Genomic DNA, 12,795 nt, shown 5'->3' with positions numbered 1-12,795 from the left:
CACAGCTTGATGCGGATTACGCAGATGCTCGTAGCCTTGCGTTGGGGAAGGCTCAGCGCTGATCCAGTCGTATCGCATCGGATGCCGGGGTACCGCGCTTCGGAATCGGCAACGCTTCGGGTTTCGCGATCGGCTCGGCCTTGAGCTTGCGATCAAGGTAGTCCAGCGCTGCTTCCAACTGACGGTCACGGCCGTTGAAACTTTCGAAAGGCAGATTCTCGACCGGCATGTCCGGACTGACGCCAGTGCCTTCGATCAGCCATTGCCCATCGGCACGAAACTGGCCGCTCTCGGCGACACGCGCCACGCCGTTGTCAGCGAGCACATTCCGATCCGACAACCAGATTCCGGCACCAGCCGTGCGTTGTCCGATCAACGGCCCGAGACCCAGAGATTTGATGCCGGCCGCGAATGTTTCGCCATCTGAATAGGTGAACGGATCGATCAGCACGACCAGGTGGCCGCGGAACGACTGCTGCATGTTCCAGTAGGGCGTCGACAAATCGGTCTGCCAGAACGCCCAGGTTCGGCGCAACAGCTTCTCGATGATCCAGCTATCGATATTGCCACCGCGGTTGCGGCGGACATCAATGATCAGGCCGTCGCGGTCGTAGTTGGCGTAGAAATCGCGCGCGAAACTGGCAATGTCATTGGGGCCCATTGCGCGCAGATGCAGATAGCCAATGCGTCCCTGACCAACGCGCTCAACGGCGGTGCGCGTGTCCTGCACCCAGTCGCTGTAGCGGAGCGTGGCGTCGCGATCTGCCGCAACTGGAGTCACGATCTGCTTGCGTGGTGCCTGACCCCGCCGAAGGTCCAGCAAGACTTGCTGGCCGGCCTGATTGTGCAGTTGTTCGGCAACATCGCCTGCAGTTCGAACCGGCACACCGTTGATCGCGGCGATGACATCTCCCTCGCGGACATCCGTTCCCGGCTGCTGCAATGGGCCGCGCTCGCTGGGAAGTTCCGGTTCGGTGCGATAGATGTGCCGAATCAGCATGCCGCCCGAGGCAGGCTCCAGCGCGGCACCCAGGCTTGCGGTCACGGCGGCGTCCGGGTCCTTGCGGAATTCTGCGCCACGGACTTGGGAATGGAGAATCCCGAGTTCACTCGTCATTTGTCCGAGCAGATCGTCCAACTCGGCGCGATCGGTGACCCGCGGCAGCAGGACTTCGTAGCGCTGACGCACGGCGTTCCAATCCACACCGCGCATGTTCGGGTCGAACGAGAAATCACGATGCATGCGCCACGCGTCGGCAAACATCTGTTGCCATTCCTGATGCGGCGTGATCGGCAGAATCCAGTCGGCAAGCCGAACTTGCATCGAACTCATGTCCGAAGGGGCCTTGTCGCCCGCATCGACAATGAACAGATCGCCGAAGCCCGTATCGCGCCAGGTGATCAATAGGACTTTTGAGCCGTCAGCAGACAGTCGGAAATCGCTCAACTCTGCCGCAAATACTTCAGGCTTTGGTGGTTGATTGCCAATCGTGAGCGTCCGCAGTTGCGGATGCGCGTTGGCACCGACCCCGCGATCGAGAACATAGAGGCGCTTCTTGTCGACCGCCAGGCGCGAATAATTGCCAGGCGGCAAAGGTACTTCGAACAGGCGGTCGGTCAGTCCCGCCCATTGCACCGCCGGATTGGCAGGCGTCGAGGTACTTGGCTTCGCTTTGGCGTCCTCGGTTGATGCGGGCGACTTGCCCGCGTCCGCGCTTTCAGACTGCGTCAATTCATCCTTCGGCAAGAACGGAAACCGCTGATCCGCCTGCAGCGCGTACGCGTAGACCTTGGTCCGCTGGTCAAACATCGGGCCCATGTTGCGGTCGCCCCAGGGCGCGCTCGGAGTGGCGGCGAAGTTGCGATCCGACAAGAAATACAACCAACGGCCATCGGGTGAGAAATTGGGCTCGTAGGAATCGTAGCGATCACTGGTCAGCGTCGTCAGTTGCTGATTGGCGAGCGCATAGAGATGGATCTGGTTGAGTGCCCGGCTGCTGTTCGAGCGTGTCAATGCGAGATAACGGCTGTCCGCTGACCAGCGGATATTGCCATACACATCATCGCCGACCTTCGGGCCTTGATCGATCTTCCGATTCTCGCCCGTATCAAGGTTCAGCAGCCACAGCTGGCCGCGCTTGTCGTCATGCGCGAGCCAGTGCCCGTCGGGCGACGGATACAGTCGCCACCGGTGCGTGCTGCCATCATGCGTCAGCTGCTTTGGAGCGCCGGACCCATCCGCAGCGAAACGCCAGATCTCGTTGTTGCCACTCAGGTCACTGATCGCAAATACCGACTTGCCATCGACGCTCAGCACGGCAGCACGCGCGCGATGCGCATCGGGGATTGCGATGTCGCGCCGGCGCAACTGGCCGGGTGCTGCCACAACGACCTTGCCGCGGGCGGTCAATGTGACACTGCTGCCATCGGCCGCCAGGGCCGCATCTGTCACGAAGCTGCTGCCGGTCTTTAGCCAGCGTTGTCGCCGTTGCTCGAAGTCCGACACGAGTTCAATATTGATGGCGGAACTCGCACCGGTCGCAATGTCGAACTGCCAAAGATCAGCGCCATTCTGATAGACGATGACATCGCCACCGATGCTTGCCCCGCGGACATCAAACGTTTGATGCGTAGTGTGCTGCTGGCGGTCGCTGCCATCGAATCGCATCGACCAGAGATTTTGCGTGCCATCGGCATCACTGACAAAGTACACCCGGTCGCCACGTACCATCGGGCGCGAAATCGACGCGTTGAGATCGGCACTGACGCGCGTCGCTTCGGTCGAGGCGCCAGTTTGGAACTTCCAGAGCTGGGCCATCGCGCCACCACGATAGTCGCGCGCGTTGTCGCCTGTCATCTGCAGGCCAAAGCGCACAAAAAACAGCGTCTTGCCGTCGGCGCTATAGGCCGCCTCATGCGCGTCATGCAATGGCAGCGTACGAGTTTGTAACGTGTTGGGATCGACCGCGCGCAGCACGCGCCGACGGAACGGTCCCGACACGTTCTCCGACGCATACAGGACCTCGCCGTTTGGGGTCCAGCCCTGCAACCAGATGCGGGCTCCATCAAAGCTGAGCCGCTTCGGACTGCCGCCTGCAATCGGCATGACATAGGCTTCGGCGGCGCTGTCATAGCTGGCCATGAAGGCGATCCACTGCCCGTCTGGAGACACCCGCGCATCGCTCTCTTCCGCCGGGTGCGTCGTCAGTCGCTGGGCGGATCCGCCTGACCGGGCAACCTTCCAAAGGTCGCCTTCTGCGGTAAACACCACCGTGTCGTGCCAAGCGTTTGGGAACCGGTAGAAGCCGGTCTCGGCTTCGGCTTGTCCAATAATAGTCAGTGCAAACAGTACAGCAGCGTGGCGCGTCAGCAGCTTCTTCATGGGCGGTATGTTTTGTAGTGACTCGTCGAGCGTAACCGGACCCCTGGCAAATTGCTCTATGCCAAAAGAGCAAGCGAAATTGGCTGTGGCCGCGGCTCCCACGCCGTGCATCGATCACACGACGTCCAAGGATTCAGTGTCGGATTGGCCCGGCGCCTCACACCGCGTTGCGGGATGAGATCAGCGCGTCTGGGGTCGTCGCAAGGTGTATCCAGTTGGCATGCTCGCCATCTAAAGCAATGGCGGGCGGGCGTAGCCGTCGACCACGCCGGGCCAGATTGCATCGCTCGGCGCTACCATGGGGTATTGATGCCAACGAGGAATGCCAAATGTCCGACCCTGTATCGCCTCTGTCGATCGCCGCCAATTTGACCGAGCTTTGGTCGCCGCGGGTCATAGCCGATCTGGACGAATCGTTCGTCAAAGTGGCTAAGGTTCACGGGACGCTGACGTGGCACTGTCACGACCACGAGGACGAGCTCTTTTACATTCTCCAAGGCACCCTGAAAATCGAAATGGAAGACCGCACCGTGGTGCTTCATGCGGGCGATCTGTTCGTGGTGCCGAAAGGCGTGCGTCACAACCCGATCGCTGAGGATGAATGCCACCTCATGTTGATCGAGCGGAAGTCGACCAAACACACGGGTGATGTCGTCACGCTGCAAACGCGAAGCGTGGCTGATCAGTTGCGGCCGCTGGGGTGAGAGCGGAAGCGGCCTGACCGAAAAGCGCGCTCGTCCGAATTGTGTACAAATCTAGGATTTTGGCCACGCAGCCTGATTTTGTGGGCGATTCGAGCGTGCGTGCCCAGCTCCAGCGGTACTATCGCCGACATCTTTTGATGCGGAGAACGTGCGATGCGAGGTCTGAAGGTACTGGCGCTGGCACTCTTTGGTCTGGTCTTGGCGCCTGCGCTCCGTGCGCAGGATTTCTATGATCCGAATGTCCTTCGTACGATTGACATCACCTTCACCCAATCCAATTGGGAGACGCTGCTGCGCCAGAACTATGCATCGGAGACCGACCTCATTGGTTCGGTGACGGTAGACGGCACGACGTATCCCAATGTGGGCATTCGGATTCGCGGCAATACGTCGTTCACGGGCTTGCCTAGCGGCTCGCAGAAGTTCTCATTGAAGTTGCAAATGGATGCCGTTGATTTGGCGCAGGAGCTGATGGGGTATGACACGATCAATCTGAACAACGGCTGGCGTGACCCAACGTTTACGCGCGAAGTCGAGTTCAACAACTACCTCGCCTTGTTTGTGCCCAACGCGCGCGCCAACAACGTGATCGTGCGTATCAATGGCGCGAACTGGGGGGTCTACAACAATGTGCAGCAGACTGACAAAGCGCTTCTGCGACGCTATTTCAGCAATGGCGATGGGCTCAGGGTGCGATGTGCCAATAATCCGAGCGGCCCAGGGCTGACCTATAGTCCGACGCTGAACGCGAGCTATGAGATTCAGGAGACTGCTGGCTTGACTTTGGCCGAGGCCACCGCTGAATTCATCGAGATGACGCGTATCCTGACACAGGAGCCGCTCACCAATCAGACACAGATTGATGCGATGGATCGCACCATTGCCATTGATCCATCGATCTGGACCGTCGCACTGGAGAACCTGCTGACCGATGATGATTCGTACATCAACAAGGGTTGCGATTTCATGACCTATCGCGACACGGTCGACAACCGGACGCACATCATTCAGCGCGATGCGAACGAAACGTGGACCCAGACAACGTGGACCATCAATCGCAATTTCAGTCAGACCAACAAGCCATTTCTGAATCGCGTCCTGGGCCTGCCTGAGCTTCGTCAGCGCTATATGGCGCATTACCGGACGGTGATGGCCAATGTGAATTGGGCGAGCTATTTTCAAACCCGCTTTGAAACCCGCCGCGATCTGATTGCGACCGCCGTTGCGGCAGATACCAAGAAAATCTACACCACGCAGAATTTTACCGACGGCTTTGGCACCACGACGATTACGTTGACCAATGGTTTGAACGGGCAGCCGGTATCGGGATTGGCAGGCGGCACCGTGCCGGGCGTTCGCCAATTCATTGACGGCCGTGCGGCCTATTTGGCCAATGCCACGACGAATCCTGAGCTTGCGGTGACCGGTCCGACGTTGAGCAACGTCGCTGCCAGTAACAGTACGCCAAGCCCTGGCGCGACGGTCTATGTGACAGCCAATGCTGTTGCCGGCGTTGGCGGCATCACGCGAATCGAGCTGTTCTACCGGCCCAATCCCAACGACATTTATTATCGCGTGACGATGTTGGACGATGGCCTTTCGGGTGACGGCGCGGCGGGCGATGGTCGTTATGGTGTGGCGATGCCGTTGCCGGGCGCACCGGGTCAGCGTGTGGACTACTACGTCATGGGCACGGCCGGAAACGGGTTTGGGTCACTTAGTTTTCTGCCAGTGCTCGCCGAGCGCGGGCCCATGAGCATCGAGTACAACCTGGGTGCGGCACAGCCGCTGCAGATCACGGAGTACATGTACTCGGGCAATCAGGGTGAGTTTGTCGAAATCACCAATCGGAGTGGCCAGTCTATTGATCTGACGGGTTGGGTATTGAAAGACGATCAGGTGGGCTTGCCAGGATTCAGCTTGTCGCCGGCGGGCATCCTGGCGGCCGATCAGAGTGTGGTGATCACCGATGTGGTTGCCGAAACCTTTCGCACTGCCTGGAACTTGCCACCGTCTGCGAAAATCCTGGGCGAACTGGGGTCGGTCGCAGTGGGTGGCGCCAACTATGGTCGCAGCGATCAGATCAACGTGTACGACTCCGGTGGGGTGTTGATCGACCGTCTGACCTATGGCGATCAAACGTTCCCGGGGACCATCCGAACGCAGAATGCGAGTGGTCAGGTGCCATGTGCAGCGCTGGGTCAGGACACGATCGCCAGTTGGGTGCTATCGACCGTGGGGGACGTCCATGGCGCTGTCCTGTCCAACCCGAACGGGTCGAACCTCACCGATATCGGATCGCCCGGGGTGTTTGTCGCCAGCAACTGCACTGCTGAAAATTTGTTCGGCAATAGTTTCGAGTAAGAGCGCTTGGGCGCCATCAGCCAAACCTGGACTGGCGCCCCAACCCGATCGGCACAATGTGAATGGCCCCTCACGTTTGCGTGGGTGATTCACCGGATGTGAACTGGCGCACGCTTTGCTTACTATCTTCATCGACACAGATTCAGGATGAACGGCGATGCGCGGCATGAAACATTATTTTTCGGCAGGACTGATGTGCCTCAGTTTCGGGGGTTCGGCTCAGTCCTTGGACCTCGTCATCAGTGGCGAGCCCGTTACGTTGCCGCTGGACACGCCGATTATTCTCGACGACCAGCCGGCGACGCTCAATGATCTCCGCTATCACCGGGATGGGCTGCATGCACGTTGGCATGCGAATGCGGCAATGGAGGGGCTGGCAACGCCCATTTTCAGTTACACCCTGATTGGGCTCGTGACACAGAGTTCGCCACTGGCGGTGCTCGGGCAGCCACTCACGATCACGGCGGACACCAATCTGCTGGGCGTCGGACCGAGCTTGACGCTGCCGCTTGGTACGCCCGTCGTCGTTTCAGGCTTGGTTGATGCCAATGGCAGTGTGCTCGCAAGCTTGGTGGAACGGCGCGGTGCGTTGCCGCCCCGATTCCTATTGACCGGGCCGGTGACCGCAATCGGCGCGCCAGCAAGTTTGGTGCAGGTAGGTGCGCAATGGGTGGATCTGGCCGGACTGGCCGTCGCCGATTGCGTGGCAGCCGCCCCACAGGTGGGCGAGTTTCTCGAAATCCGGGCGACGGGCACAGCGTCGCTGCCGCCTGGCGCGACGCTCGGTGGCGTCACCGATGCCCGCTGCGTTGATCTGGTACCCGTTGGCACGCCCGCCGCAACCGGGTTCCTGGAGGGGCTCGTTACCGAGGTCACGAGTGCGACCCAGTTCCTGATGGGCGATCTGACCATCAATATTCTGCCGGAAACGACGTTTGCGCTCGGCTCGATCGAGGATCTTGATCCGGGTGTCGGCGTGATTTTGCACGGCAGTTATGTGGATGCCACGCACTTTGATGCAGCCGATATCGAGTTCGTCTACCAGGTGGTCCGCTTTGAAGGCCCGGTGGCACCGGCTGCGGTGCTGCCCGGGACGCAAATCACGGTGCTTGGAATTCCCGTGCGATGGTCTGCGCAAGTTCGTGATCGGGACGATATTCTGGCCCAAGGCCTGACGCAGTCGCGCCAGGTGCAGGTCCGCGGTTATGTGGATCGGCAAAATCGCGCTTTTGCCACCTTGGTCCGCGATCGTGGCAATCCCGATGCCAGCGATGTCGCCGTCCGTGGCCCGGTGCAGGCCATTACGCCGCCACGGGTCACGATTCAAGGACTGCAAGTGGACACCACCGGCGCGACGTTTGCCGACGAGTTTGGCGCGCCGCTGACGGCAGAACAGTTCTTTGCCGGCGTGCAAGTTGGTCAGATGGTGGACGCCAGTGCCGCGGTCTACAACGCGGCGCAGCAGTCGTTGCTGGCCGGTGCGATCGTCTGGATCGATGCCCCCGCCGTGCGCCGCCCGCGCGCAACGACAGGTACGGCGCCCGCCGACATTACCGCTGGTACGGCGCGCCAATATGCGTTCATCGAGCCCATGTACGCGAACGATTTCGAATAGTTGCGGCCGGACAGAGCGGTGGCAAACGATTCAGGACAGCTCGGAAGCAAGTCAGCGTCGATGCGTGCCGTGTCCTGTCAATGAACCCGGACTGATACCGGGCTCCGTGTGGGTCGGGACGCCCAGAATGATCTGAATCCGACCGGACATCTGCGGCGCGATCGCGAAAATCCGTGACGAGTCGGCGGTTCCGATCGCGATGATCGGGCTATGCTCGATCCATGATTCGCGCATTCCAATTGCTCCGCAGCCTCTTGGTGCTGCTGCTGGCCCTGCTGGCTGCAGGGCCCCTGGCCGCGCAAAGTTTCTGTACGCCGGTTGCGGCACAGGCCACGGCCGGCGGTACGGTACTGGGGAACGGCAGCCCCGGCAGCGTCACGACGGCGATGATCCAGGCAGCCCTTGATGCGGGCGGCGCGATCACGTTCAACCTGGGTTCGAATCCCAGCACGATCGTGTTGACGAGCACGCTGACCGTGAGCCGCGACGTGGTGCTCGACGGCGGTGGTTTGGTCACGCTGTCTGGTGGCGACGCGCGGCGTATTCTGCGCATCATCAATACGAATCCCAATGCCAATGCGCCGGTGTTCACGGTCACGTTGCAGCATCTGAACCTGCTTGACGCACGCGTCAGCGATGGCCGCGGCGCGGCGATTTTTGCCGACTTCAATCAGACGTTTCCGCACAAGATCAATCTCAGCCTCGTCGATGTGGACATCGTGAACAGTGATGCACCGCTTGATGGCAGCAGCCAGGATGATGGCGGCGGCGCCCTGTACGCTCTGTTGCTGAATCGGATCGATATCGCCGACTCGCGCTTTCAGAACAACACCGGCAGTAACGGTGGTGCGGTCTATTCGCTTGGCACACTGGCGGTGAACATCGTCGACAGTGCGTTCATCGGTAATCAGGCAATTGGAACGGGTGGCAACCCAGGTAACGGCGGCAATGCAGGCGGGCTTGGTGTTGATGGCGCCGCACGTTTGCTCGACGTCTGCCGCACCCGCTTTGTCGATAACACCAGCAACGCTTTTGGCGCTGGCTTCTTTTCGGTGATGTACGACACGCAAAGCCGCAGTCGCTTCGAGGATGTGCTGTTTCAGGGCAATCGGCAGCTATCGAGTACGCAGCATACCGGCGGCGCCTATATTCAAGACGGCCCGTTCGCGCTGGAGCGCGTCGCGTTTATCAACAACGAGGCCAATGGTTTTGGCGGATTGTTTGTGGCCGGCAGCGCGAGCGGCATGATCCGAAACGCCACGTTTGCCGGCAATGTCGCCCGCCAGGGGCTCGGCGCCGCGATGGCGTTGACCAACACCGCGCCGATCCAGATCGTCAACAGCACGATCGCGAATAATGTCGCCACCGCGGCATTCGCGGCGGGCATCTCGATCAATGCGCCGAATCAACTGACCCTGACCAACACGATTTTTGCCAATAACTCCGGCGGCAATGTGTTCGTCAATTGGGCGATGAACAATCCCGCGCAGTTTGATGGCGGCGGCAATATGCAATGGCCGCAAGTGCGCTCCGGTGGCGGCGGCAACGAAACGCCGGTGACCGCCAGTGCGAGTTTTGCCGACGCGATGCTCGGCGCGGTCGCCAACAATGGCGGGCCGACGCCCACGCTGGCGATGGCGAGCAATAGTCCCGCCCGCGACACGGGCGTCAACACCGCCTCGGTGCCAAGCCTTGATCAGCGAGGCTACCCGCGAGACGCCGCCCGTGATCGCGGCGCCTTCGAGTTCGGCGCCGAAGGACTGTTGTTTCGCGACAGTTTTGAATAGTCCGGATCGATACCTCAGCACGTTGCACGTTTGCGAACAAATCGCGTGCTTGAATTAATGGCAGCACGGGTGTGCCAAACGTGCGGCGTGGGGAACCTACGCTTAGCCACCTGCCGTCGAACCCATGCTATTGCCGACCGGGCCGACTCGTCTGATTGCCGCGACCGCAATGCGTTCAGCCGCCGGCCTTCAGCGCCTCAGTCGGCTCGGCGCGAAGCGCCTGGCGGGTAGGCACCCAGACTGCCAGCACGGTCGTCACCGTCATGATCAGCAAGACCAGCAAGTAAGGGGTCGGCACCTGCTGATCCAACATCGGCAACTGCGCGGCGAGACGATTGGCGAACAGCGCCCCAAGCCCCAGCCCGAGCAGCGCCGAGACGCTGGCAAAGCGCAGTACTTGGCGCACGATCAACTGCCGCAGGTCGCGCACGCGGGCGCCCAGCGCAAAGCGCACGGCCAGTTCCTTCCGGCGCTGCGCCATATTCAAACTAAACGTGGCGAATACGCCGACCGCGGCCAACAGCACGGCAAGTACCGTGATGGTCAGCACGAGTAACGCCGCGATGCGGCGCCGCTCGGTCAGATTCGCAAAGCGCTGACTCATCGTCGTCACGTCAAACAGTGCGAGGTTCGGTTCGGTCCGGGCCAGAAGCTTTTCAAGGCTGGTGCTGACCGTGAGCACATCCGTACCAGGTTCGAGTTTGATGACGACAAAGTTGTCGTCGTAGGCCATCTGCGCCATCGGCAGGTAGATCATCGGCTCGGGATCTGCATCCAGGTCGGTGCCCAAGGTATCGTCGACGACGCCGACGATTTCCGCGCTGCCAGATTCCGGCCAGCCAACACTGACGCTGACTTGCTGCCCCAAGGCATTGGCGGCCGGCAGATAGCGGTCGACAAAACTGCGATTAACTATTGCAACGGGTTGGCTGTCGGCGCGGTCGGCGGTGTTGAAGCTGCGACCACTGAACACACGGATGCCCATCGCATCGAGATACGCACCGTCGATCTGATTCAATCCTGCAGGCCATTCCGTCGTTTGACCAGAACCCGCAGGCGTGACGTTCACGAAGTCGCAGCCGCCCTGAACCGGCAGGCAGCCGGCCGCGCCAATTGCCTTCGCGCCCGGTGCCTGTTGAAACGCTGACTCGATGCGCATCATCGCGCCGGCCGTACCGTCAGCGGGCCGCAACGCAGCCGGGACCGAAATCTGCGCGCTTAACACGTTTTCGGGATCAAAGCCCAAAGGCGTTTGCACCGAGCGCCACGCCAGGCCAGCAGCCAATACGGCCGCCAGCGTGAGTGCGCTGGCCAGCGCAAACTGGATGCCGGCGATCCAGCTGTGCCAACGCTGCACCGGTCGGTTGTCGCCGCCGCGAACCAACTCGGCGGTGCGCGCCAATTGGCCCAGGCCACCGGCAAGCGCAATCAGGAGCGCGGCGACGAGCAGACCGATCAGGCCGACGTTCAGGAGTTGGGGCAGATCCAAGGCCAGGCTAGCGGGCGTCACGCTACTGCCGAGCAAATTGCCGAACCACACAGGTAGTTGGGCAAGCACAATGCCTGCGATGGTCCAGGCCAACAACAGGCCGGCACAAAGAAGTAGCAACAGCTCGCCGGTCGTGGCGAGCATCAAGCGCCATGCGGTCGCACCTACGGCGGCAAGGATGCCCAACTCGCGGCGTCGGCTGCTCAGGCGGGCGAGTCCCACCATGCCAAGATTCAGCGTGACAATCGCCAACATGATCTGGCTGCACAGCTTGAGTGCCCGAAGTGCCGAGTGCAGGCTCGGGTCCAGGCGCCACTGGCGCCAAGAAACGGTCGCGATCTGAACGCCAACCGGTCGACCCGCTTGCTGCAGATTGATGGCTGCGCCCACCGCTTTGGCTGGCGCCTGCCATTGCGCGGCGTGCGGTGATGTCTGGTCATCAACGATGAACACGGAATGCCAGAAGCTCTGTGCGCCCTTCAATCGGGACGGAAACGTGACAGCGGGCGCAGCGGCCATGGGCAGCCAGTAGTCCGCCTGCTCCGACAGCCCGCGAAACCCCGCCGGCAGCACGCCAACCACGATGAACGGCACACCCTGCACGAGGACCGACTGCCCGATGATGTTGGGATTGCCGGCAAAGCGACGCTGCCATTCCAGTGCCGAAATCACGAGTTCCTGGGTGCCAATGGCCGCGGACGTGCTGAATCCCGGGCCGCGTTCTGGCGCGACTGACAACGCCTGAAAATAGCCGGGCGACACGATTTCAACCGGCGCGCGCACGCTGCCACCTGGGGTTGCCACGGTCAATGAAATCGGTTTCAACGTCACTGCCTCAACGGACTGGGTCGGACCCATCGCCGCCTGCAAGGCTTGGTAGGCCGGATACGACCAGACCGTCCGTCGGCTTGGGTCGCCGGCGCTGCCTTCTGGCGCCAGTGTCACGAGTTGAACGCGATCGGCCGTCGGTAAGGCATCGGGTACAGCGAGCAAGGCGCGGCTCAAGGCGCCGGTCGTGATGACCATGGCGAAGCTCAGGCCCATGCCGATCAACATGGCCGCGCTGGACCATGGATGACGCAACAGGCGGCGCAATGCAAACTGAAACTCGCGCATGACTTCGGACTCCTTGTCTTGGAAAGCGGCGCCAACAACGCCGACGCGCCGACGCCGACGCATCTACGTCAGCGCAAATCCCATGCCATCGCAAACCGCTACCGCAACGGCGCCAGAAATGGCGGGTTCAGCGCCAGTTTTGCCGTTCAGAGTGGTTGGATTCAGACCGGCGTGTCCGGTTCCGGACAACGCTCGTGCGAAATCGCACAGCGACTGATCAGCCGGATCGCGCGGACTCTTGCGACTACCAGTTGCGCTGACTGGCAATCGTCATCTGGTAGGACTATAGTCTTTTGGCGCTTCCGCCGACGCCGACCGGTGTCGGAGCCGAAGCCAGA

Annotated in this window: 6 protein-coding genes; 4 read left to right on the top strand and 2 right to left on the bottom strand. The window is 61.1% G+C overall.

Annotated elements, in window-relative coordinates; translation table 11 throughout:
• Positions 1 to 52: 52 nt before the first annotated feature.
• A complete protein-coding gene (locus tag C7S18_RS15640) occupies positions 53 to 3,382 on the bottom strand; it encodes a S41 family peptidase (RefSeq protein WP_106892448.1) in 3,330 nt (1,109 codons plus the stop codon).
• Positions 3,383 to 3,711: 329 nt separating this feature from the next.
• Here C7S18_RS15640 and C7S18_RS15635 point away from each other — a divergent pair, with 329 nt between their 5' ends.
• From C7S18_RS15635 to C7S18_RS15620, 4 genes are all read left to right on the top strand, one after another.
• Positions 3,712 to 4,086 (top strand): cupin domain-containing protein, encoded by a 375-nt coding sequence (locus tag C7S18_RS15635; RefSeq protein WP_106892447.1) that lies wholly within the window; start codon positions 3,712 to 3,714, stop codon positions 4,084 to 4,086.
• A 153-nt stretch (positions 4,087 to 4,239) separates the two neighbouring features.
• Positions 4,240 to 6,450, top strand: coding sequence for a CotH kinase family protein (locus C7S18_RS15630; protein WP_106892446.1), 2,211 nt, complete (start codon positions 4,240 to 4,242; stop codon positions 6,448 to 6,450).
• Between the two features lie 166 nt (positions 6,451 to 6,616).
• On the top strand, positions 6,617 to 8,065 hold the full coding sequence (locus tag C7S18_RS15625) for a DUF5666 domain-containing protein (protein WP_146151949.1): 1,449 nt from the start codon (positions 6,617 to 6,619) through the stop codon (positions 8,063 to 8,065).
• A 221-nt stretch (positions 8,066 to 8,286) separates the two neighbouring features.
• Positions 8,287 to 9,852 carry a choice-of-anchor Q domain-containing protein gene (locus C7S18_RS15620; RefSeq protein WP_106892444.1) on the top strand — a complete coding sequence of 522 codons (1,566 nt, stop codon included), beginning with the start codon at positions 8,287 to 8,289 and terminating at the stop codon, positions 9,850 to 9,852.
• A 175-nt stretch (positions 9,853 to 10,027) separates the two neighbouring features.
• Here C7S18_RS15620 and C7S18_RS15615 read toward each other — a convergent pair whose 3' ends face one another.
• Positions 10,028 to 12,457 (bottom strand): ABC transporter permease, encoded by a 2,430-nt coding sequence (locus tag C7S18_RS15615; RefSeq protein ID WP_170113296.1) that lies wholly within the window; start codon positions 12,455 to 12,457, stop codon positions 10,028 to 10,030.
• Between the last annotated feature and the right edge of the window lie 338 nt (positions 12,458 to 12,795).

Origin of the sequence: Ahniella affigens (assembly GCF_003015185.1) — a bacterium.
GTDB classification, from domain to species: Bacteria; Pseudomonadota; Gammaproteobacteria; order Xanthomonadales; family Ahniellaceae; genus Ahniella; species Ahniella affigens.
Note: the sequence above shows the minus strand (reverse complement) of the source record. Positions and strands in the feature narration are given on the sequence as shown.

Coding starts and splice junctions, on each gene's coding strand:
- C7S18_RS15640 (WP_106892448.1), bottom strand. CDS start 3,382: ATGAAGAAGCTGCTGACGCGCCACGCTGCTGTACTGTTTGCACTGACT.
- C7S18_RS15635 (WP_106892447.1), top strand. CDS start 3,712: ATGTCCGACCCTGTATCGCCTCTGTCGATCGCCGCCAATTTGACCGAG.
- C7S18_RS15630 (WP_106892446.1), top strand. CDS start 4,240: ATGCGAGGTCTGAAGGTACTGGCGCTGGCACTCTTTGGTCTGGTCTTG.
- C7S18_RS15625 (WP_146151949.1), top strand. CDS start 6,617: ATGAAACATTATTTTTCGGCAGGACTGATGTGCCTCAGTTTCGGGGGT.
- C7S18_RS15620 (WP_106892444.1), top strand. CDS start 8,287: ATGATTCGCGCATTCCAATTGCTCCGCAGCCTCTTGGTGCTGCTGCTG.
- C7S18_RS15615 (WP_170113296.1), bottom strand. CDS start 12,457: ATGCGCGAGTTTCAGTTTGCATTGCGCCGCCTGTTGCGTCATCCATGG.